This is a genomic window from Microbacterium sp. str. 'China', from assembly GCF_002993305.1.
GTDB lineage: Bacteria > Actinomycetota > Actinomycetes > Actinomycetales > Microbacteriaceae > Microbacterium > Microbacterium paraoxydans.
This window is the reverse complement of sequence record NZ_CP027434.1, coordinates 1,236,560-1,257,965: the sequence shown is the minus strand read 5'-3', so window position 1 is coordinate 1,257,965 and position 21,406 is coordinate 1,236,560. Positions and strand designations below refer to the sequence as shown.

Annotated in this window: 17 protein-coding genes and 1 tRNA gene; 6 read left to right on the top strand and 12 right to left on the bottom strand. The window is 70.9% G+C overall.

What is annotated here, in order from left to right; all coding sequences use genetic code 11:
- Positions 1-6 precede the first annotated feature (6 nt).
- Both C6C15_RS05945 and C6C15_RS05940 read left to right on the top strand, forming a co-directional pair.
- Positions 7-1,770 (top strand): DUF4012 domain-containing protein, encoded by a 1,764-nt coding sequence (locus C6C15_RS05945; RefSeq protein ID WP_105949541.1) that lies wholly within the window; start codon positions 7-9, stop codon positions 1,768-1,770.
- Between the two features lie 142 nt (positions 1,771-1,912).
- A complete protein-coding gene (locus C6C15_RS05940; protein ID WP_060922789.1) occupies positions 1,913-2,479 on the top strand; it encodes a hypothetical protein in 567 nt (188 codons plus the stop codon).
- A 176-nt stretch (positions 2,480-2,655) separates the two neighbouring features.
- Here C6C15_RS05940 and C6C15_RS05935 read toward each other — a convergent pair whose 3' ends face one another.
- The 6 genes from C6C15_RS05935 to C6C15_RS05910 all read right to left on the bottom strand — a co-directional run bounded on the left by C6C15_RS05935 (position 2,656) and on the right by C6C15_RS05910 (position 8,577).
- Complete coding sequence (locus tag C6C15_RS05935; RefSeq protein ID WP_105949540.1) at positions 2,656-4,110, bottom strand: LCP family protein; 1,455 nt, start codon at positions 4,108-4,110, stop codon at positions 2,656-2,658.
- Positions 4,107-4,574, bottom strand: a complete 468-nt coding sequence (gene purE / locus C6C15_RS05930; RefSeq protein ID WP_060922793.1) for a 5-(carboxyamino)imidazole ribonucleotide mutase — start codon at positions 4,572-4,574, stop codon at positions 4,107-4,109. Before purE ends, C6C15_RS05935 begins: the two co-directional genes overlap by 4 nt.
- A 125-nt stretch (positions 4,575-4,699) precedes the next feature.
- Positions 4,700-5,824 carry a 5-(carboxyamino)imidazole ribonucleotide synthase gene (locus C6C15_RS05925; protein WP_060922787.1) on the bottom strand — a complete coding sequence of 375 codons (1,125 nt, stop codon included), beginning with the start codon at positions 5,822-5,824 and terminating at the stop codon, positions 4,700-4,702.
- Between the two features lie 95 nt (positions 5,825-5,919).
- The gene (locus C6C15_RS05920; RefSeq protein WP_105950773.1) at positions 5,920-6,432 is read right to left on the bottom strand and encodes a PH domain-containing protein; all 513 of its coding nucleotides are present in this window, start codon (positions 6,430-6,432) and stop codon (positions 5,920-5,922) included.
- Between the two features lie 94 nt (positions 6,433-6,526).
- On the bottom strand, positions 6,527-7,297 hold the full coding sequence (locus C6C15_RS05915; RefSeq protein ID WP_060922785.1) for a biotin--[acetyl-CoA-carboxylase] ligase: 771 nt from the start codon (positions 7,295-7,297) through the stop codon (positions 6,527-6,529).
- Complete coding sequence (locus tag C6C15_RS05910; protein WP_105949539.1) at positions 7,294-8,577, bottom strand: CDP-glycerol glycerophosphotransferase family protein; 1,284 nt, start codon at positions 8,575-8,577, stop codon at positions 7,294-7,296. The genes C6C15_RS05915 and C6C15_RS05910 overlap by 4 nt, the downstream gene beginning before the upstream one ends.
- A 147-nt stretch (positions 8,578-8,724) precedes the next feature.
- Here C6C15_RS05910 and C6C15_RS05905 point away from each other — a divergent pair, with 147 nt between their 5' ends.
- Complete coding sequence (locus C6C15_RS05905; protein WP_105950772.1) at positions 8,725-9,750, top strand: glycosyltransferase; 1,026 nt, start codon at positions 8,725-8,727, stop codon at positions 9,748-9,750.
- 10 nt (positions 9,751-9,760) lie between these two features.
- Here C6C15_RS05905 and C6C15_RS05900 read toward each other — a convergent pair whose 3' ends face one another.
- Genes C6C15_RS05900 through C6C15_RS05890 form a run of 3 tightly spaced genes read right to left on the bottom strand, consistent with a single transcriptional unit; the run spans position 9,761 to position 14,053 of the window.
- Entirely contained in the window at positions 9,761-11,197 is a 1,437-nt protein-coding gene (locus C6C15_RS05900; RefSeq protein WP_105949538.1) for a CDP-glycerol glycerophosphotransferase family protein, read from the bottom strand.
- Positions 11,194-12,447 (bottom strand): CDP-glycerol glycerophosphotransferase family protein, encoded by a 1,254-nt coding sequence (locus C6C15_RS05895; RefSeq protein WP_105949537.1) that lies wholly within the window; start codon positions 12,445-12,447, stop codon positions 11,194-11,196. The genes C6C15_RS05900 and C6C15_RS05895 overlap by 4 nt, the downstream gene beginning before the upstream one ends.
- Positions 12,448-12,493: 46 nt before the next feature.
- Positions 12,494-14,053: a S1C family serine protease gene (locus tag C6C15_RS05890; protein ID WP_105950771.1), complete on the bottom strand. Its 1,560-nt coding sequence runs from the start codon at positions 14,051-14,053 to the stop codon at positions 12,494-12,496.
- A gap of 95 nt (positions 14,054-14,148) precedes the next feature.
- Between C6C15_RS05890 and C6C15_RS05885 the strand changes: the two genes are divergently transcribed.
- Positions 14,149-15,351, top strand: a complete 1,203-nt coding sequence (locus tag C6C15_RS05885) for an aminotransferase class I/II-fold pyridoxal phosphate-dependent enzyme (RefSeq protein ID WP_105949536.1) — start codon at positions 14,149-14,151, stop codon at positions 15,349-15,351.
- A 10-nt stretch (positions 15,352-15,361) separates the two neighbouring features.
- Here the strand turns inward: C6C15_RS05885 and C6C15_RS05880 are convergent, their stop codons facing one another.
- Positions 15,362-16,171 carry a carbon-nitrogen hydrolase family protein gene (locus C6C15_RS05880; protein ID WP_105949535.1) on the bottom strand — a complete coding sequence of 270 codons (810 nt, stop codon included), beginning with the start codon at positions 16,169-16,171 and terminating at the stop codon, positions 15,362-15,364.
- A 78-nt stretch (positions 16,172-16,249) separates the two neighbouring features.
- On the opposite strand from C6C15_RS05880, the gene C6C15_RS05875 reads away from it, so the two are divergent.
- Positions 16,250-16,323, top strand: a tRNA-Met gene (locus tag C6C15_RS05875).
- An 87-nt stretch (positions 16,324-16,410) separates the two neighbouring features.
- On the top strand, positions 16,411-17,286 hold the full coding sequence (locus C6C15_RS05870; protein WP_105949534.1) for an aminoglycoside phosphotransferase family protein: 876 nt from the start codon (positions 16,411-16,413) through the stop codon (positions 17,284-17,286).
- Between the two features lie 15 nt (positions 17,287-17,301).
- Here the strand turns inward: C6C15_RS05870 and C6C15_RS05865 are convergent, their stop codons facing one another.
- Together C6C15_RS05865 and C6C15_RS05860 are read right to left on the bottom strand one after the other, a co-directional pair.
- A complete protein-coding gene (locus C6C15_RS05865; protein ID WP_060922960.1) occupies positions 17,302-18,144 on the bottom strand; it encodes a universal stress protein in 843 nt (280 codons plus the stop codon).
- A gap of 335 nt (positions 18,145-18,479) precedes the next feature.
- Positions 18,480-21,386 carry a UPF0182 family membrane protein gene (locus C6C15_RS05860; RefSeq protein ID WP_105949533.1) on the bottom strand — a complete coding sequence of 969 codons (2,907 nt, stop codon included), beginning with the start codon at positions 21,384-21,386 and terminating at the stop codon, positions 18,480-18,482.
- Positions 21,387-21,406: the final 20 nt, after the last annotated feature.

Here is a 21,406-nt window from a genome sequence, read left to right as displayed (position 1 = left end):
GCCAGGGTGAGCGATGGTCGCCTTCCCGTCCGCCGCCGATGGGTCGGGTGGACCGTCGGCCTCGTCCTCGTGTTCCTCGTCCTCGCACTGGGCTGGGTCACGGTGCGCGGCATCGGCGCGGTCGACAACCTCCAGCAGATATCGAAAGCGACCAGTCAGCTCAAGCAGTCCATCGCCGAGGGCGATCTCGATGGGGCAGCCCCGGTCGCCGCCCGCATCTCCCGCAACGCGGAGTCGGCCCGATCGCTGACGGGAGACCCGATCTGGCAGGCGTTCGCTGTGCTGCCCTGGATCGGCCCGAACTTCCGCGCGGTGAGCGAGGTCGCCGAGATCGCCGACGACGTCTCCAGGGACGCCCTCGGTCCGCTGCTCGACGTCGCCGACGACGTCGACCTCACGAGCCTCGGCTTCGCAGGCGGGGCGATCGACCTCGCTCCCTTCGCGGCCGTCGAGAAGCCGCTCGGCACCGCGAGCGCGGCGTTGACCGTGGCGGAGGAGCGGGCCCGCCGCATCGACGCCGACGCCACCCTTCCGCCGCTCGCTGACGCGGTGCGGGAGATGCGCGGCGCCGTCACCCAGGCCGCCACGGCGGTCGGTGCGCTGCACGGCGCCTCCGTCCTGCTGCCGACCATGCTCGGCGGCGATGGCCCCCGCACCTACGTCCTCGCGATGCAGAACAACGCAGAGCTGCGGTCATCGGGCGGCATCATCGGCTCGATCGCGCTCCTGCGCGCGGAGAACGGCAAGGTCACGCTGCAGCGGCAGGCGTCGACGCGCGACTTCCCCCCGCTGGACACGGCGCTGCCGGTCAGCGACAGCACCGTCGCGCTCTTCGAGGACCGCCCCGGCCGCTATCTGCAGAACATCACCAGCATCCCCGACTTCCGTGAAGCGGGACAGACCATCGCCGCCCGGTGGGAGGGGCGCTACGGGGGGAAGGTCGACGGGGTTATCGCGGTGGACGCCGTGGTCGCCGCACACCTCATGCGAGCCACCGGGGATCTCTCCTTCGGACCCTTCACGGCGACTGCGGACACCGTGACCGATCTGCTCCTCTCGGAGATCTACGCGGCGATCCCCGATCCCGCGGCTCAGGACGCGATCTTCGCCCAGGCCGCCGGCGGGCTGTTCTCGGCCGCTCTGTCCCACGCGGAGCCGCAGGCCCTCGTCCGCGCTCTCGCCGACGCCGCCGGCGAAGGCCGCATCCGGATCTGGAGCGCGCACGAGTCGGAGGAGTCGCTCCTCGCCGCCAGCGCGCTCGGCGGCGCCATGCCGCAGGACGACGAGGACGCCGCGGTGGTCGGCGTCCTGATCAACGACGGGACCGGCGGGAAGATGGACTACTACACCCGCGCCTCGATCGCGACGGCGGTGGGGACCTGCGCGGGGGTGCCGACGACCCAGGTGCGCGTCACCTGGTCGAACACGGCCCCCGCCGACGCCGCCACTTCTCTGCCTCCGTACGTCACCGGCGACGGCATCTACGGCGTGCCGGCCGGCAGCGTGCGCACCCTGATCGCCGTCTACGGTCCGGACCGTGCCCTGCCGTCGCATATCGACCGGGACGGCAAGGAGGAGGGCGTGCAGACGACGACCATCGGCGATCGCTCCGTCGTGCAGCACGAGGTGCTCCTCGCCCCCGGCGCCTCCACCACGATCACCGTGGAGTTCCAGGGCGAGGGCGCCGGAGCGCGCCTCACCGAGGTGCAGCACACCCCGTTGATCGTCGCCCCGAAGCTGACCCGCGACACCCTGCAGTGCGGCTCGTGACAATCGCCGACGGATGAGGTACTGTCATCTCACTGGGGAATAACCGGGGTCCGTGAACCTGCCGTGGGGGCAGAGGACTCCGCGCAGTCGGACGCAGGGGTGTGTCCGGAGGCGATTCCGCGTGAAATTCTGGGGAGAAATCATGCTGAAGAAACTGGCTGCCATCAGCCTTACCGCTGGCGCGCTCATCTTGGCCGCGCCGACCGTCGCCTCTGCGGCACCGAGCGACTCCTACCCCTCGCCTCCGGGTGCGAAGGTGGGCGACGCGATCATCGACACCTGTGAGGTCTCGACCGTCGCCTTCGGCGCCGGGTACTTCGAGCCCTCGGAGACCGTCGGAGTGTCCGTCTCGGGGCAGAACGCCGGCGCCGCCGCCATCTCGGGCAACACCGCCGCATCCGACGGCAGCCTGAGGGTCACGTTCCGCCCGCCCTCCGACGGGCAGGGGGCCTACGCCCTCGACTTCGCCGGTTCCCGGGCCTACACCGCGACGGTGACGGTGTCTCACGGGAACGCCGCCGCTTCCAGCTGCGACCACGATCCCGGCACCGCCGCGCCCGCCGGGACCGAGCTCCCGCTCACCGGCGGCACGGAGCTCGCCCTCACCGGTGGATCGGTGTCGCCGTGGATCATCGGCGGCGGAGCAGTCGCTCTGGTCGCCGGTGGTGCTCTCGTCGCCGTCGGAGCCGCGCGTCGCAAGCGCGCCTGAGTCGCGCGCCGCATGCGCGCCTGAGCCAGGTCGCCGCCTTGCGCGGTGGCCGGCTGGACGACGGTGATCCCTCCCCCTCCGATCACCGTCGTCTGGCGAATCCGGTCATGCACCGGACGGCCCACGGGCGATGTTCCCGGGAACATCGCCCGTGGGCTGCGTCGTTCCCCGCTGTCTCAGGGAGCCGGAACCGGGGTCTCCGTCGGCGGGTGCAGCTTCTGCTGCATGAGCTCGTGGATGAAGTCGTAGTTCGGGTCGAACTCGTCGACGCCGTTCTCGGGTGTCAGCTCGACGGTCTGGACCGGCTGCTCCTTGGCCTTCAGCATGAGGTCGAAGAACTCCGGCAGCTTGCCCTGCGGAAGATCGGTGCTGATGAGTGCCGTGCCCGCAGCGGCCACCTCGTTGAATCGGGTGAGGACGGTCTGCGGAGTGAACTGGGCGAGGATCGCCTCCTGCAGTTCGCGCTGCCGCTTCATGCGGTCCCAGTCGCTGGTCGTGTACCGCGAGCGGGCGTACCACTGAGCCGTGTCGCCGTCCATGTGCTGCTGCCCGGGCTCGATCCAGCCGATCGCCCATTCGTTCACGTCCGTGCCGGACCAGCCCTCCGGCGGGCCGCCCTTGGGCAGGCGCTCCGTGACGGTGATGTCGACGCCGCCGAGGGCATCCACGAGGTCGGCGAAGCCGTGCATGTCGACGAAGACGTAGTACGGGATCTCGATGCCGAGCACGCCCTCCGCCGCATCCTTGGTCGCCTCGATACCCGGCGCCGAGCCCGTGGCCTCCGCGTCCGGATAAAGCCCGGTCCCCTTGTCCTCCCGGCAAACCTCCGCGGCGTTGCGGACATGGTTCATCCACCCGTTCCAGCCGCAGGTGGACGACCCGTGGCCCTGGAAGCCCTCGGGATAGAGCTCTTGCATCGGGCTGCCGTCGCTGAACGGCGCATGCGGGAGCTCACGCGGGATTCCGGTGATGGTCACTGCTCCGGTCTCGGCGTTGACCGAGACGACGGAGATGCTGTCGAAACGCATCGAGTCACGGCCGTCTCCGCTGTCCGCGCCGAGCAGCAGGATGTTGTAGTAGCCGTCGCTGGGCGGGAGGCTCGGGCCGCTCTGCCCGAAGATCGCCCCGACACTGCCGCGCACAGAGCCCACCGCGGTGGCCGCGTAGCCCATGACGCCTCCGACGAGCCCCAGCAGGACGAGCGCGACGACCGGCACGAGGAACCGCGACGGCGCGGGGACCCTGACCAGGCGGACGAGGCGGAGCGTGTCGAACGTGAGGACGATCCAGAGGACCACGACTCCCACGAGCAGCACCTGCACGAGTGTGAGCAGCGCCGCCGATACGAACCCGCCACCGATCGTGAGCCAGAGGAAGACGGGGCGGGCGAACAGCACGAGCCCGACGGCGACGAGGGCCAGGAACCACGTCGTCAGGGTGACGCCGAGCCCGAATCTCCCCAACCGTCGATTACCCGCCAGGACCTGCGCGGACCCCGGCAGCAGGAAGTTGAGACCGACGAGCCACCAGGCGCGTTTCGACATGAGCCCGGCATCGGCCGTATCCGGGTGTCGCAGCGGCCGCGTCTCGATGAGCGGACGTCGCGTCGCGCGCGGGGGCGCAAGGGTCACAGCGAGCCCTTCAGCCGATCGTTCTTCTCCTCTACCTGGGCCTCGAGGTCGGCGGCGTACGCCTCGACACGGTCGGCCAGCTCGTCGTCCGCGGCACCGAGGATCCGGGCCGCGAGCAGACCCGCGTTGCGTGCGCCGCCGATCGACACCGTCGCGACCGGGATACCCGCGGGCATCTGCACGATCGACAGCAGCGAGTCCATACCGTCCAGGTATGCGAGCGGCACCGGGACCCCGACGACGGGAAGTGCCGTCATCGACGCGAGCATGCCCGGAAGGTGGGCGGCACCACCGGCGCCCGCGATGATGACACGCAGGCCGCGAGCCCGGGCTTCCCGCGCATAGGACATGAGCTTGTCCGGCGTGCGGTGGGCCGAGACGACCTCGACCTCGTGCGGGATCCCGAAATCGGTGAGCGCCTGGGACGCGTCGCTCATGACGCGCCAGTCGGAGTCGGATCCCATGACGACGCCGACCAGAGGGACGGCGGAGGAGTGCAGTGGCTCGGTCACCAGATCAGGCTACGGTCTCGCGCTGGGAGAACACCCGAGCGGCACACGTCTTTTCCCGTGCGCCGCCGCGGGAATACTCAGACGAAAGCGGCCGCGGCGGCCCTGGCCACGTACACCGCGTCGTCGAGATCGTCCCCGGCGACGTTGACGTGGCCCACCTTACGACCGGGGCGCGGTGCCTTGCCGTACGTGTGGATCTTGGCGTCCGGGTGCGCGGCCATCGCCGCCTCGAAACGGTCCCCCAGCGTGCCCTCTGCGGGCCCTCCGAGGATGTTCACCATGACCGCCCAGGACGCACGAGGTCGAGTGTCCCCCAGCGGCAGGTCCGCCACGGCACGCAGGTGCTGCTCGAACTGCCCGGTGACGGCGCCGTCCTGGCTCCAGTGCCCGCTGTTGTGCGGACGCATCGCGAGCTCGTTCACGAGGATGCGCTCGTCGTCCGTCTCGAAGAGCTCGACCGCGAGCATCCCGGTCACGCCGAGACCCTCCGCGATGCGACGACCGATGTCCTCGGCGACCTCGGCGAGACGCTCGGTCGCCGCGGGCGCCGGGGCGATCACCTCGGCGCAGACGCCATCGCGTTGCACGGTCTCTACGACCGGATACGGGATCATCTCTCCTCCAGGTCGGCGCGCGACCTGCTGGGCGAGCTCACGGACGAAGGGGACGAGCTCCTCGGCGAGCAGGGCGTCGGAGCCCTCGAGCGCATCGAGCCAGTCCTGCGCCTCAGCACCGGAGCGCACGACCCGCACGCCCTTGCCGTCGTACCCGCCCCGCGGCGTCTTGACCACCGCGGCACCGTCGTGCTCGTCGAGGAAGCGCTGCAGGTCATCGGCGGAACGGACCGGCGCCCACTCCGGCTGCGGCACGCCGAGCTCCGCCAAGCGGGCGCGCATGACGAGCTTGTCCTGGGCGAACTGGAGGGCATCCGGTCCGGGATGCACCGCGATCCCCTCGGCGACGAGGGCGCGGAGCACTTCCTGCGGCACATGCTCGTGGTCGAAGGTGAGCACGTCGACGTCGGCGGCGAAGGCGCGCACGGTGTCGAGGTCCCGGTAGTCGCCGACCGCTGTGGCGGCCAGGCCCGCGGCCATGCCCTCCTCCTCGGCGAGCACCCGCAGTTCGAGACCGAGCTCGACCGCCGGAGCGATCATCATCCGTGCCAGCTGTCCTCCGCCGATCACGCCCACACGCAGCGCCATGTGCCGCCTCCATTCGTCATGCCCATTCTTCCGCACGCTCACCGGTCCGGGGAACGGCGAAGCGAACGGGCCGCGAGGCGGCCGTGAGTTCGCGCTCAGGCGATCTCGTCGCCGCTCGCCTGCGCGTCGCGATGGGCGAGGATCTGCCCGACCTCGATCTGATCTGCGAGCGTCTCGTGCACGAGGGTGACGTTCGGGACGTTCACGAGACGGAGCGGTGCGTCCACGCCGTTCGAGAGCGTGATGGTCCCGCAGCCCCACATCCGCTGCAGCGGACCCCGGCGGACACCGATCGTATAGCCGCGGGCATGCGACATCTCGCGGCGGTTGCGCGCGCCCAAGCCCTGGGCTGCGATGACACGTCGGGTCGTGATCGTCGTCGTCCGCGAGTACCAGACGATGAAGGGGATCACGACGGCGATGAGGACGACGACTCCGGCGGCGGCGAGCAGCATCCAGTCCTCGAACCCGGCCGGAAGGTTGCCGTAGAAGTAGGCGGTGGCCCCGAAGGCGGCGATGAGCACGAGCGCCGACCAGAAGAGCCGGCGAGCGTGGCCGCGGAAGCGCGCGATGAGCAGCTCCTCGGCGGGAGTGCCGGGCGGCGGCATCAGCGGGCGTCCGCCGAGCGTCACGGGCTGGGTCACACCCCCATTGTGCCCGCGATCGCCGACAACACCGTCCGCGGGACGGCGTGTCCCCGCGTCACGCGGGCCGGACGTGCACGACGTCACCCGCGGAGACCGCGTGCACCGTCCCCTCCGCCGCGACGAGCAGACGCCCCTCGTCGTCGATGCCGACGGCCACGCCCTCGAGCAGGGACCCGGCGGGGAGCGAGACGCGCACGGCTTGTCCGACCGTCGCGCACCGCGCGGTCACCGCCGCATGCAGACCGCTCGCGGTCGCGTCGTCCGCCGCGGCGAGCGCGCGGAGGTGGCCGTCGAGCGCCGACACGTAGGAACGGAGCAGCTCGTCCTCGTCGACGACGACCCCCTGTACCGCGAAGGAGGTGGCCGTGGGAACCGGAAGCTGGGTCGCGGTCATGGCGGTGTTGACGCCCGCCCCGACGATCACGGCCGTCGGCGTCGCCTCGGCGAGGATGCCGCAGATCTTCCGGCCGTCGACGAGGACGTCGTTCGGCCACTTGAGGACGACGGTGGCCTCAGGAAGCTGTGCGGCGACGGCCTCGGCCATGGCCGCCCCGGCGGCGAGCGGGATCCAGCCTCGCGCTGCCGGCTCGGCAGGCAGATCGCGGAGGAGGACGCTCACCGCGAGCGCCGAACCCGCCGGGGCGATCCACCGGCGATCCAGCCGCCCCCGTCCGGCCGTCTGGTGCCGGGTCAGGAGGACCGAGAGGTGCGGCCAGGCGTCGGCGTCGTCCGCGTTTCCCCGGAGGTCGGCGTTCGTCGAGCCGGTCGCGTCGACGACCTCGAGACGTGGTAGGAGCGCAGCGGAGCGCGGGAAGTCGCTGCTCATGCGTCCTCGTCGTCGGCCTCGTCGTCGTCATCGTCCGCATCACCGCGGACGGCACCGATCTCCCGGTCGCGCCACCGCTCCCACTCCCCCATGAGCCGGTCGACGGCGGCGTGGAACTTCTGCGTCGCCACGCCGGGGGTCGTGTCACCGAAGTAGTGGCGCACCCACATCTGCAGGCGCGCGACGGCCGCTTCGTCCTCCCGTACGCGCTCGACCTCGGCGACGATGTCGTCCGCCGCCTCCGCGGACAGCCATTCGCAGTCGGAGAGGTAGCCGGTGGTGTCGACGGCGGCCTCTTCGTCGACCGGGCGCGTGATCATGAGCGGCTTTCCCGCCGCGAGGCGGTCGTACACCATGGCCGAGATGTCCACGACGGCGACGTCGGCGGCGGCGAGCTGCCAGCCGAGCTCGGGGCCGTCGTCGTACACGTGCTGCGCGGTCGGGTCGGCGGCGTTCGCGGCGGCGATGGCCGCGACGATGCGGCGATGCGCCGCCCCGTAGGCCTCGTCGACGACACCGCTGCGCGGGTGCGGGCGGTAGATGACCCGGTGCTCGCCCGTCGCGAGCAGTCGCGCCACCAGGCGCTCGCCGTGCGAGGCGATGGAGCCGTAATGCGCGCTGGGACGATCGCCTTCCCACGTCGGGGCGTAGAGGACGACGAGACGGTCGTCCGGCGTATACGGGAGCGAGCCGGAGTAGTGGTCCGCCTGGGGGCGTCCGATCTCGATGGTCCGGCTCTCCACGTCGTAGTCCCACAGCGTCCGCGACAGCCGATCCCTGGCCGCCTGACCGGCGACGAAGGCGTAGTCATAGGCCTTGTACTGATTCGTGGTCATGTACATCTTGTCGGACTCGCCGTGGTTGATGAACACATGCCAGCGACGGCCGTACCGGAACATCTGGAAGTTACGGGTGTTCTGATTCACGTAGAGGACCACCCGGATGTCCTGTGTGGCGAGGAATCGCTCGAGGTCGCGCACCTTCGGCACGAACGCGACGGGCGGGCCGTCCTCCTCCAGCAGCTTCTCCGCGCCGGTCGCCTGGCGCGCGAGGACCACCACGGGCCACCGCTCGGCGAGCGCGCCCAGCGGGCGGTACCACTGCCGCATCTGGTACATGTTGACCGCACCGTCGGCGAAGTACACGGCGACCCGGAAGTGATCTGCCGGGTACGGCGCCTGATCCGCCAGCCGGCGGCGGACACGCTGCACCGCGGAGCGCGAAGCGAGCGCCCGCCGCAGGAGACGGTAGGCCTTCTTCGCGTCAGACAGTGCACCCATCCCTCCAGGATAGTTCGTCCGCTCGCGGCCCCCGCTGAGCCGCGACGACCGCGCTCTGCCTGGGAGAGCGGGGCAGGAGCGGCGTGACATGATCGACGTGTGCCAGCCAACGGATCCCCCGCCCCCGTCACCGGGGTGTCCTTCGTGATGCCGGTGCTCAACGAACGCGCCTACCTGGAGCACGCGGTCGCGTCGGTGCTCGCTCAGGAGGTCGGGGTTCCGGCCGAGCTCGTCCTCGCGCTGGGACCGTCGTCGGACGGCACCACGGCCCTCGCCCGCCGACTGGCCGCTGCCGACGACCGGATACGCCTCGTGGACAACCCCGCCGCGCACATCCCGGTCGGACTCAACGCCGCGATCCGGGCCAGCCGCTACCCCACCGTCATCCGGGTCGATGCGCACTCCGAGCTCGCCCCCGGCTACGCGGCCCGTGCCGTGCAGACGCTGCAGCGCACGGGGGCGGCCAACGTCGGCGGCGTGATGCACGCCGAGGGTCGGACTCCCTTCCAGAAGGCCGTCGCCCGGTTGTACAACTCCCCCGTCGGCCTGGGCGGCGGCGCGTATCACGGCGGCCGCGTCGAGGGCGAGGCGGAATCCGCCTACCTCGGCGTGATGCGGCGGGAGGTCCTCGATGAGGTCGGCTTGTTCGACGAGACGATCCGCCGCGGCGAGGACTGGGAGCTGAACCTGCGCATCCGTCAGGCCGGCCACCGGGTGTGGTTCGATCCCGAGCTGTCGGTGACCTACTGGCCGCGGGAGAGCTGGCTGCGACTGGCCAGACAGTTCCGCGCGACCGGTGCCTGGCGAGGGGAGCTGGTGCGCCGCTTCGGCCGCCGCAACGGTCTGCGCTACTTCGCCCCGCCGGTGCTCCTGCTGTTCGTCGTGCTCGCCGTCGTCCTCGGCATCCTGCAGCTCACCGGCGCGGTGTCCGGCACCGCCTCGCTCATCGCCTCTGGCCTGGTCTACGTCCCGCTCGCGCTCTACGTCCTGCTCGTGGTCGGCGTGGCTCTCTCGCCGGGCGGGGGTGGCCTGCGGCAACGCCTGTGGACGCTCCTCGTGCTGCCCACGATGCACCTCTCGTGGGGCCTCGGCTTCCTCGGCGGCGTGCTGCGCGGAGCCGGCGACACGGTGGACGCATCGCGGCTCGGCACGCGGAACACTCCCCTGCCCTGAACGCGGACGGCTACGGGGTGACGAATCCGAGGTCGAGGATCCGGTCGACCACCCGCTGCGCGGCCCGGCCGTCGTCGAGCGCGTTGAACTGCCGCTGCCACGCGGCATAGCGTTCCGCGTACCGTTCCCGGTGCCCCTGGTCGTCCAGCGCGGCCACGAGCTCGTCCTGCGTACGGACCAGCGGGCCCGGCGCGCGTTCCGCGAGATCGAAGTAGAACCCGCGGAGCTGACCGCGATAGTGGTCGAGGTCGGGCACGAGGAAGTACATCGGCTTGCCGGTCACCGAGAAGTCGAACATGACGGAGGAGTAGTCCGTGACGAGGGCGTCGGCGGCGAGCAGGAGCTGCGACGTCTCGGGGTATCCCGTCACGTCGATCACCCGCGCGCCGGCACGGTCCCTGCCCTCCCCCAGCGTGCGCGAGTGACCGCGCACGAGCACGACGGCGTTCGTCTGCCGCGCCAGGAGTTCCGGATCGACGAAGTCGACCATCTCCGCACGGTCGTCACGCCACGTCGGGGCGTAGAGCAGCACGCGTTCGTCGGCGCCGATGCCGAGCGCCGCGCGCACGGCGACCGGATCCCCGGTGCGCAGCGCATCATTGCGCGGGTAGCCGTCGACCCAGATCGGCCGCCCGAAGAACGCGTAGGCCTTGCGGAGGATGCGCGCGGAGTAGGTGTTCTGCGCCAGCAGCACGTCCCACCGCCGGGACTCCTTGACCACCGCCGCCATCCGCCGGGGGGCGAACCCCGGGCGGTGCAGCGCCAGACGCTTGAGGGGCGTGCCGTGCCAGGTCTGCAGCACCTTCTGTCCGGGCTTGCGCGCGAAGCGACGGCGCAGCCAGTCGTTCACGATGAGCAGTCGTGCAGCACCGCGGGCGCGCCACCATTCCGGGCTGCCCTCGATGACCGCTATCGCGCCGTCCGGCACCTCGACCGAGAGATCGGCGACGCTCCAGTACCGGCGCACCTGCGGAGCACGCCGCGCCAGCTCCCGATCGATGGCGCGGGGGTTGCACCCGACGCTTCGGCCGTAGAAGCTCTCGAAGAAGACGGCGTTCTCTGTCCCGCCGGTCTGCGCCACATAACGCTCCTCGAGCGTCGAGCGCCCTTCTGCCGTGTCATACACGGGATCGACGGGTGCCGCGATGCGGACGACCGCACCATCGACGGCGATCCGCACTCCCGGGAGCACGACCGGCGCGAGACGCAGCTCCGACAGATCGGCGCCGCCGATGCGCAGCTCGTACTCGCCTGATGGCAGGGGCAGCTCCGGGCCACCCCACCGGGATGCGCGGAGCGCGAACGTCGCCTTCCAGGTCTTCCCCCCGCCGGTGACGCGGGCCTCCACCCGCGCCCGCGGTCCGGCGAGCTCGGCACTCTCCGGACGCTGCCCGGTCCCTGCGATGACCAGCGCCTGTGCCGTGTCATCGATGCGGGCCGTCGTCATGCTGCTCCCTTCGGCGCGGGGATCCCCCGCGCGCGGATCGTCCGGTATACCCGACGAGTGTTCCGACCATCACGGAACGCGTGCATCTCCGCGCTGAGCGTAGCGGAACGTCGGGCAGCCTCGTCGAACGCGGCGGGGTCGCCGAGAAGCGACGCCAGCCGGACGAGCGCCGCCTCCCATCCCGTCGCGACGCCTGAAGCGGCGACCTCCTCGAAGCGCCCGTAGAAGCCGCGGGTGCGGGCGTACTCCCTCACATCGGGTGCGAGGAAGACGACCGGCATGTCCAGGAGTCCCACGTCGTAGGCGAGCGAGGAGTAGTCGGTGATGAGGACGTCGACCGCGGCCAGCACCGGAGTGACGTCGCTGACGACCGTGCTGGGCAGCGCGCGCACTCGCGCCGTCGGCAGCGGCGGCGTGTAGCTGCCGTCACCGAGCGGATGCGAACGCACGAGGAGGACGGCGTCGTGCTCCTCCAGCACCCGGATGATCTGCATCCATTCCTCGGCCGTCGGCACGGAGGGGTCGGGGGCGCCGTCCCGCCACGTCGGCGCGTAGAGGACCAGTCGTCGGGCGTCGCCGATCGCGCCCACGGCCTCCACGAGCAGGGCCCGTGCATGCGCGCGGCGTTCCTGGGGCGTGCCGAGGGAGAGCACATCGACGCGCGGCTCCCCCGTGACCACGACCCGGTCGTCGCTCAGCCCGAACGCGGACTCGAGGCGCGCCCTGGCCCGGTGCGAGGCGGCGGGGAGCACGCGGATCCGCCGCGCGGCGCCGCGGTACAGCAGCCCGACGAGGCGCCGGAGGATCGGGGCGCCGGGGACGGCGGGCACCTGCGTCGTGGCCGGCGAGTCGAGGCCGATGCGCTTGAGCGGGATGCCGTGCCAGAGCTGCACGACGAAGGCGCCACCGCTGCCGTAGCGGTTCACGTCGCCGAGGCCGTGCGTCACGATCAGCACGCCGGCGCGCGCGGTCGCCCACCATCCGCGGAGCCCGCCCCGCGGGACGGTCCGCAGGCCGAGGGCCTCGGCGTCGGCCGCTTCGCGCGCCGATCCGGTCAGCCAGAGGGTGTCATGCCCCTCCCCTGCCGCATACCGCTGCAAAGCCAGAGCACCGTCGCCGACGCCGGCGCCGCATCCGAAGACCCAGCGCCGACCGCGCGGCACGACGAGGGTGCCGAGACGACCGAGGGCGTACAGCGGGATCCGGAGCAGCTTGGCCGCGTTGCCGGTGCCGAAAGAGAAGGACGCCACCCGGCGAGCCTATCGCGCGGGTGGCGTCCTTCTCTGACCGTCGGGATCAGCCGGCGAGCGTGCCGAGCGTCACCTCGATCTCACTCTGCTTGCCGTTGCGGACGTAGGTCACGTCGGCCTTGCTGTCGGCCGCCGCCGCGCGCACCTGCGCGGTCAGGTCGGTCGCGCTCGTGATGGGCACCCCGTTGAAGCTCGTCACGACGTCGCCGGCCTGGAGGCCGGCAGCCGCGGCCGCACCCCCGTCGGTGACCTCGGCGATGTACGCACCGGCCTCGGTCGCGCCCTCGACGCCGGAGGCATCACGGACCGATGCGCCCAGCAGGCCGTGGGTGGCCGCGCCGTCGGCGATGATCTCGTCCGCGACGCGCTCGGCGATGTTCGACGGGATGGCGAAGCCGATGCCGATCGAGCCCGACTCCTCGGAGCTGCCCGAGCTCGCGATCGCGACGTTGATGCCGATCAGCTCGCCTTTGCTGTTGACGAGGGCCCCACCCGAGTTGCCGTGGTTGATCGCCGCGTCCGTCTGGATCACCGCGATCGAGATCGACTCGGTGGCCTGCTGCCCGCTGTTGCCGGGGAGATCGAACTGGAACGGCCCCTCGCCCTGGCCGTCCTCCGGCGCCTGCTCCTGCGGGGCGTCCTCGGACGAGGAGTCCGGCAGAGCGGAGGAGGCGATCTGGATGCTGCGGTTCAGTGCGCTCACGATGCCGGTGGTGACCGAGTTCGCCAGTCCCAGCGGGGCGCCGAGAGCTACGGCGGTGTCGCCGACGTTCAGCTTCGACGAGTCTGCGAACTTGATCGGGGTCAGGCCCTCGGCGTCGGTGAGCTTGATCACCGCGAGATCGTAGATGGGGTCGGTGCCGACCACGGTCGCCTCGTAGATGCGGCCATCGGAGGTCGTGACCCGGATCGTCGGGTCCGCCGCCGCCCCGCCGAGCGTGACGACGTGCGTGTTGGTGAGGACGTAGCCGTCCTTGCTGATGATGACGCCCGAGCCGCTGCCGGCCTCCTGGGAGCCGGCGACTTCGATGGTCACGACAGAGGGAAGAGCCTCGGTCGCGACCGCGGTGGTCTCGTTGACCGAGCCGGGGTTGTTCACCGTGACGGTCTGCGGTCCCTGCGCCGACCCGGAGGACGGCGAGTCCTGCAACCCGGTGAGCAGCGCGCCGCCACCGAAGCCGGCGACGCCGCCGACGAGGGCGGCCGCGACGATGAACGCCGCGACGCGGGTGCCGCCGCGCGACTTCTCCTTCGTGGCGGCGGGGGCCGGCTCAGCCGGCGGCACCGTGCCGTCGAGCGGGCGGGTGTCCTGCGCCGGGACGCCGAATGCGGCGCCGGGGACGCCGGCCGCGGTCGGTCCGGGCGCGGCCAGCCCGTGCGGCACGGGGGCCACGGTCGGGGCGCCGGCGGCGTGCGACGCGAACGTCGGCGGCATGTGATGTCCCTGCGGGGCGGCCGGTGCGGAAGCAGCCGGGGCCACGGGGGTACCGTCGGCGGCCTGCGACGACGCACCGGACGCGGTCTCCGGGGTCTGGGGGTTCTGTGCGGCCGACACGGCGTCGTCCGACGCCGGTGCCGGGCGGTCCTGCGGGTTGTCCTGGTTCATGGTGTGCTCCTTCAACGCTCCTCCAGGATGCCCCGCATCCCTGTGCGTTCCTTATGCCGAGCTTGAGTTTCAGCTATGGCCTTAGCCTGTTCTTCATGAGTGTCATCCCCGGCGCATGGCGTCGCACGGCGGCCGGTGCCGGTCTGCTCGACGCGGACGGTTCCGTCGCGCCCACCATCTTCGCAGAGATGTCCGCCGCGGCGGCCCGAACCGGCTCGATCAATCTGGGCCAGGGCTTCCCCGACGAGGACGGCCCGGAGGCGGTGCTCACCGCCGCCTGCGACGCGATCGCCGGCGGCCTCAACCAGTACCCGCCGGGACGCGGGTTCCCCGATCTGCTTCTGGCCATCGCGGAGCATCAGCAGCGCTTCTACGGTCTGACGGTCGACCCGGACTCCGAGGTCATCGTGACGGCCGGGGCCACCGAGGCCCTCACCGCGACCCTGCTCGCCCTCATCGACGGGCCGGACGACGAGGTCGTCGTCTTCGAGCCCTACTACGACTCGTACGCCGCGGCGGTGGCGCTCGCGGGTGCTCGCCTGCGGACGGTGCCGCTGCGCGCGCCCGATTTCCAGCCCGACCTGGATCAGCTCGCGGAGGCCGTCACGGACCGGACCAGGATCATCCTCGTCAACGACCCGCACAACCCCACCGGAGCCGTCTTCGACGAGGAGGTGCGCCGTGAGGTGGTGCGTTTGGCGGCGCGGCACGACGCCGTGATCGTCACGGACGAGGTCTACGAGCACCTCACCTTCCACACCCCGCACGTCCCGATCGCCACCGTGCCCGGTGCCGCGGAGCGGACCCTCACGATCTCGTCGGCGGGGAAGACCTTCTCGACCACGGGGTGGAAGATCGGCTGGGTCCACGGTCCCGCCGCGCTCATCACGGCCGTCCTGACCGTCAAGCAGTACCTCACCTACGTCAACGGCGCCCCGTTCCAGCCCGCCGTCGCCGTCGGGCTCCGCCTCGACGACGCGTTCTTCACGGACGCGGCCGCCGTGCTCGCCCGCAAGCACGGGATCCTCGGCGACGGGCTCCGCGCAGCCGGCTTCACGGTCCACGCACCGCAGGGCGGCTACTTCACGGTGGCCGATGCGACGGCCCTCGGCGGCGCCGATGCGGCGGCCTTCTGCCGTGCCCTCCCGGACCGTGCCGGCGTCGTGGCGATCCCGCTGACCGCCTTCGTGTCCCCCGCGCAGCGTCCGGCGTATGCGGGGCTCGTGCGTTTCGCTGCATGCAAGCGCATCGATGTCCTCGAGGAGGCGGCGGCGCGCCTCGCCGGCCTGAACACGTGAGCGGGTCCGGTCAGCGCGGCACCACAGCGTAGCGACGGGCCCGCAGCGAGGGATTGGTCGCACGGACGCGGGCGATCGCCGCGCCGTCGACCACCCCGAGGGCCACTCCCGGCTCCGGCCCGATGCCCGCGCGGACGACCCCCTGCGGGTCGACGATGCGTGAGTGCCCCACGCCGATCGGCGCCGGGTGGTCCGCGGCGATCACGAACACCGTGTTCTCGATGGCGCGCGCCGCGAGCAGAGTGGTCCAGTGCTGCTCCTTGAGCGGTCCGCGCACCCACTCCGCCGGCACCACGAGCGCATCGGCGCCGGCGACCGCGAGAAGCCGCGACACCTCGGGGAACCGCAGGTCGTAGCAGGTCATCAGTCCGAAGCGCAGTCCGCCGACCTCGAACACCGCGGGCTCGCCGATGTCTCCCGGCTCCACCCAGTCCGACTCGGTCTGCCCGAAAGCGTCGTAGAGGTGCTGCTTGCGGTAGACCGCGAGGATGCCGTCGCCGCGCACGGCGACGACCGTGTTGCGCACGCGCCCCTCGTCCGAGGCCTTCTCCGTGACGCCCGCGACGATGACGACAGCGAGCTCCGCGGCCAGACCGATCAGTCCGGTCACGAACTCGCCGTCGAGATCCTCCGCATGGGCCGCGAGGCGTTCGTCCATCGGATCGACGAAGTAGCTCGAGTACTCAGGGAACACGATCAGCTTCGCCCCGAGCCGTGCGGCCTCCGTCGCCAGCTCCGCGATCCGTTCCCTGTTGTGCTCGCGCGAATCGGTGGGGGCGAACTGGCACACGGCGACGGGCACGGCGGTGTTCTCAGACATGACGCCATCCTCTCGCACCCGCCGGCGCCGCGCTCGATTCGACGCCTCCCCGGATCCGTGATAAGTTATCTCTTGTGCCGCGGGGTGGAGCAGTTCGGTAGCTCGCCGGGCTCATAACCCGGAGGTCGCAGGTTCAAATCCTGTCCCCGCAACAAAGGAAAGGCCCTCCGGCCGGGAGTGATCCCAGGCCGGAGGGCCTTTCGCATGAGACGGGAGCCGACCTCTGCGAGTATCGAGGGGTGAACCGACCGGTCGACATCGATGAGCTGCTCGTCGCCGACCTCGTCGCGGAGCAGTTCCCCCGCTGGGCGCACCTGCCCGTCCGCGCCGTGGCGCGTCAGGGATGGGACAACCGGACGTTCCGTCTCGGTGACGAGTTGTCGGTGCGACTTCCTCGTGCCGAGGGCTACGCCGCGGCCGTGCAGAAGGAGAGCAGAGCGCTCGAGTTCCTCGACGGAAGGCTTCCCGTCGCCGTTCCCTCCGTCGTAGCGCTGGGGGAACCCGGCCGGGGCTACCCGTTTCCGTGGTCGATCCGCCGGTGGCTCGACGGCGACACCGTCGAGCGCGCCGGGGGGCTCGATCGCGTTCGCCTCGCCGCCGATCTCGGGACAGTTCTCCGCACCGTGAGGTCCCTGCCCGTGGACGCGGGTTCGGCGGCCGGGCGGCACTCGTTCTTCCGCGGTTCGCATCCGAGCGTCTACAGCGATGAGGTCCACGCCGCGCTCCAGCGGCTGGACGGCACCGTGGACGCGGGACTCTGCCGGAGCGTCTGGCTCGATGCGACGAGCAGCGCGTGGGAGTCCTCGCCGGTCTGGTTCCACGGCGACGTCGCCGTGGGCAACCTGCTCGTCAGCGACGGCCGCCTGTCGGCGATGATCGACTTCGGCACCTGCGGCGTCGGCGATCCCGCCTGCGACCTCGTCATGGCATGGACGTACTTCGACGGGGACGCGCGCGACGCGTTCCGCGACGCCGTCGACCTGGACGCCGCGACCTGGCGACGGGCTCGCGGCTGGGCACTCTGGAAGGCCCTGGTGACTCTCTCCGACGGGTCAGGGCCGGGCGGCGACGACAGCCGACGCGTGCTCCACGAGGTGCTGACAAGCCCGCTCTAGGCCTGCGGCCCCCGGTCAGCGCACGACGGCGGTGGGCGCCACGAGCGCCGCGAGCACCTCGTGGCTGATGGAGCCGAGCAGGAAACGGGCGACCGCCCCCCGTCCGTGCGAGCCGACGACGGCGAGGCTCGCGGTGGCGGCGGCGCGGTTGATGACCTCGGACGGGTATCCGCGTTCGACCCGGGGCTCGATCTCGAGATCCGGATAGGTCGAGCGCAATCCGCCGAGAGCGACGGCGAGGGTCTCCTCGGACAGCTCCTGCATAGAGGAGAGGTACTGCTCGGGATACGACCTCGCTCCGCGCGGGAGGGGGACGGGAGTCCATACCGTCACCGCGACGAGGGGCTCGCCGAGACGGTCGGCCTCGGCAGCGGCGAAAGCGACGGCAGCCTCCGAGATCGGAGACCCGTCCACCCCGACGACGACACCGCGACGGTCGCTCGTCTCGATGTCGGGGATCACCACGACGGGGCAGGAGGAGTCGGCGACGATGCGCAGCCCATGGGCGCCGCGCCGAGGGCTGTCCGCGTCATCCGGACGGAAGTCGCTTCCGATCACGAGGAGGTTCGCGCCCGCGGTGGTCGACACGAGCTGACGGACAGGGTCGCCGCGGAGCACGACGAGGTCGACGTCCAGGCCCTGATCCTTCAGCGTCTCCGCGTGCTCCTCCAGCAGACTCCGCGCCGCCGCGATCGCGGCGTCCACCACAGGGCCCTCCCCGACGGCGCCGACCGCTCCCCCGACGACGCTCGCGAGGAGCAGAGAGGCCTTCCGCGACCGCGCGCGGTGCGCCGCCCACTCCAGTGCCCGTCGTCCCGCCGACGTGTCCACCACTCCCACAACGATGCGCTCAGCCACGGCACCCTCCCTGTTTCCCTCCACCCTCCCATGCCATCCCCTCCGCGCGCGACGGTCCGTCCCGGAGAAAACCCTCCGCCTACTCAGGCACTCGCGCCAGATCAGGCTTCCTGCCCAGAGGTCGCCTGACCTCGCGGGCCCGCCTGCTACCGCGAGACCGCCTGTCCTGGCGCGCCGCACGCGGACGCAGGCACCCGCGCGGAATCAGGCTCACGTGCCGGGTGTCGCCTGATTCCGCGCGAGTGCCTGATGCGGCGGACCGGCTTCCGGCGCATGGGTGCCGGGAATGCGAAAGGGCACCCCGTGGGGGTGCCCTTTCGTGTGCGTGGGGAGGATCACTCTCCCGCGGCGGCCTCCAGCTCCAGGAGCTTCTCGACGGCCGCGGTGAGGCGCTTGTCCGCCTCGCCGAACTTCTCCAGGTCGCCCTCGGCGAGAGCCGCCTGGCGGTCGAGCAGCGCCTGCTGCGCCTTCGCCAGAGCATCGGCCTGCTCATCCGTCGGCGTCGGCGTGGTCGGCGTCTCCCCGGTGTCGGGATCGGTCGTGCCCGGATCGGTGGGTTCGACCTCGTCGTCACCACCGGTCGCGCCGGAGTCGCCGCCGAACAGCGTGTCCAGCGCCTCCGTGAGCGTGTTCTCGAAGGCCACCCGGTCACCGAAGGCGACGAGCACCTTCTGCAGACGCGGCAGCTGCGTCCCCTCGGACGACTGCACGTACACCGGCTGGACGTAGAGCAGACCGCCACCGACGGGCAGGGTCAGCAGGTTGCCGTAGATGACCTCGGACTCCCCCTGCTGGAGCAGGTTGAGCTGCGGGACCACGGCCGTGTCGGAGTTGTAGGTGTTCTGCACCTGACCGGGGCCGGGCACCGTGGTGTCGGTGTCGATCTCGAGCATGCGCAGCTGCCCGTACCCCTCGGCCTTCACGCCCTTCTCGGCGCCGGCATCCGAGTCGACGGCGAGGTAGCCCATCAGCACGTCACGACTGCCGCCCGCGCCCTGGGAGGCGGGGATGAACGTGGAGAACATCGAGAACCGCGGTTCGTCCTGACCCGGCATCTGCATGGTCAGGTAATACGGCGGCTGCAGCATCGCGTCGCTGCGCGGGTCGTTCGGCGTCTGCCAGCGATTGTCCTGCTGGGCGAACGAGCCGGCCTTGTCGACGTGGTAGATGCCGAGGATGTCGCGCTGCACCTTGAACAGATCGGTCGGGTACCGGACGTGGCTCATGAGCTCGCCGGACATCTCGCTGATCGGCTTGAGGGTGGACGGGTAGACCTTCTGCCAGGTCTTCAGGACCGGGTCCTCCTCGTCCCAGGCGTACAGCGTGACCGAGCCGTCGTAGGCGTCGACCGTGGCCTTGACCGAGTTGCGGATGTAGTTGATGTCGTCGATCGCGAGCGACGGCGTCGGGACGTTCGAGTCGGCGATCGCGTCGGACAGGCTCACGCTCGTCGAGTACGGGTAGGTCGAGCTCGTCGTGTAGCCGTCCACGATCCAGACGATGCGGCCGTCCACGACGCTCGGGTACGGGTCGCTGTCGAGCTCGAGGTACGGCGCGACCTTCTGCACGCGCGTCGTCGGGTCGCGGTCGTAGAGGATCTGCGAGTCCTCGTTGACGAGGTTCGAGAACAGGATCTGCTCCGACTGGAACTTGAGCGCATAGAGCAGCTTGGTGAAGCTGTCGCCGATCTTCGGCCCGCCGTTCCCGGAGAACGTCGTCTTCGTCTCGCTCGAGCCGTCCTTGCCCCGCGGGTAGTCGATCTCGACCGGGTCGGCCCCCTCCGGGGCGCCGACGATGGAGTACTCCGGGGAGTTCTCGCCGAAGTAGACCCGCGGCTCGAAGTCACCCTGCTCGGACAGGAAGCCCGAGGTGGGGATGCCGCGCTCGAGGAAGACGGGCTCGCCGTCGGTCGTGCGCTGGTTGCCCGCCGCGGCGACGAGGCCGTAGCCGTGCGTGTAGACCGCGACCCGGTTGTTCCAGTTGTCGCCGTCGCCGAGACCCGACATGTCGAGGTCGCGGACGGAGACGACCGTGTCCTGCTTCACCCCGTCGATCTCGTAGCGGTCGACGTCCATGTTGGTCTGGAACTGGTAGTAGCCGCGATACTGCTCGAGCTGGCGGACCGTCGGCGGGATGACCTTCGGGTCCATGATGCGGATCGATGCAGTGGTCTCGGCGTCGGCGCGGAGCTGCCCCGCCTCGGCGTCGGTCTCGGCCTCGAAAGCCGTGGTCTCCAGGTCGGCGACGCCGTAGGCCTCCTTCGTGCCGTCGATGTTCCGCTGGTAGTACTCGGCCTGATAGGCGTTCTGGTTCGGCTTCACCTGGAAGGTGGTGACCACCCAGGGGTAGCCGATGCCGATGACGAGCGAGGCCACGATCAGCAGCGCGGTCGCCGCGAGCGGGAAGCGCCAGCGGCCGATGACGGCCGTGACGAAGAAGAGGATGGCCACGACGGCGGCGATGATCGCGAGGATGCCGAGGCCGGGGATGGTCGCGTTGGCGCCCGTGTAGGCGGCACCGGTGATCCGGTCGTCCGGCTCGACGAGGGTCTTGTAGCGGTCCAGCCACAGGCTCGCCGCCTGCACGAGCAGGTACAGGCCCGCGATGACCGCGAGCTGGATGCGGGCCGGCTTCGAGATGCGCAGCTCGCCCTGGCCGATGCGCACGGAGCCGTAGAGGTAGGACACGAGCGCAGTGACGAGAAGGCTCAGCAGCAGGACCGCCGAGACGAACGCGAGGAGGATCGAGTAGAACGGCATCGCGAACATGTAGAACCCGGTGTCGACATTGAACTGCGGGTCGACCTCACCGGTCGCGACGCCGTTGGCCCAGAGCCACACGGTCTTCCAGTTGCCGGCCGCCGCGAACCCCGCGAAGAGGCCGAAGAAGATGGGCATGCCCCACATCGCGAGGCGGCGCAGCGGCTCGATGACCTCCTGGTAGCGGTCGAGCTGCGAGCTCAGCCGGACGTAGACCGGACGCAGCCGGTAGGCGAGCTGGATGACGACGAACAGCGGAACCGCCATGCCGAGGAAGCCGATGACGAACATCACCGCCGTCGCGATCCACTGCGTGGTGAGCACGCCGGTGAACCCGACCTGGTCGAACCAGAGGAATTCGGTGTAGAGCGACGCGAAGACGAAGAACGCCGCGATGAGCGCGGCGATGATCACCAGGGAGATTCCGAGGATGCGTCGGGAGGTTCGAGGCGTGGCCGGGGGCTGGGCTGGGGTCGAGGTCACCCCTCCATCCTAGGCACCGC

Coding starts and splice junctions, on each gene's coding strand:
- C6C15_RS05915 (WP_060922785.1), bottom strand. CDS start 7,297: ATGAGCAGCGACTTCCCGCGCTCCGCTGCGCTCCTACCACGTCTCGAG.
- C6C15_RS05920 (WP_105950773.1), bottom strand. CDS start 6,432: ATGCCGCCGCCCGGCACTCCCGCCGAGGAGCTGCTCATCGCGCGCTTC.
- purE (WP_060922793.1), bottom strand. CDS start 4,574: ATGGGATCCGACTCCGACTGGCGCGTCATGAGCGACGCGTCCCAGGCG.
- C6C15_RS05910 (WP_105949539.1), bottom strand. CDS start 8,577: ATGGGTGCACTGTCTGACGCGAAGAAGGCCTACCGTCTCCTGCGGCGG.
- C6C15_RS05925 (WP_060922787.1), bottom strand. CDS start 5,824: ATGGCGCTGCGTGTGGGCGTGATCGGCGGAGGACAGCTGGCACGGATG.
- C6C15_RS05905 (WP_105950772.1), top strand. CDS start 8,725: ATGCCGGTGCTCAACGAACGCGCCTACCTGGAGCACGCGGTCGCGTCG.
- C6C15_RS05940 (WP_060922789.1), top strand. CDS start 1,913: ATGCTGAAGAAACTGGCTGCCATCAGCCTTACCGCTGGCGCGCTCATC.
- C6C15_RS05900 (WP_105949538.1), bottom strand. CDS start 11,197: ATGACGACGGCCCGCATCGATGACACGGCACAGGCGCTGGTCATCGCA.
- C6C15_RS05885 (WP_105949536.1), top strand. CDS start 14,149: ATGAGTGTCATCCCCGGCGCATGGCGTCGCACGGCGGCCGGTGCCGGT.
- C6C15_RS05880 (WP_105949535.1), bottom strand. CDS start 16,171: ATGTCTGAGAACACCGCCGTGCCCGTCGCCGTGTGCCAGTTCGCCCCC.
- C6C15_RS05890 (WP_105950771.1), bottom strand. CDS start 14,053: ATGAACCAGGACAACCCGCAGGACCGCCCGGCACCGGCGTCGGACGAC.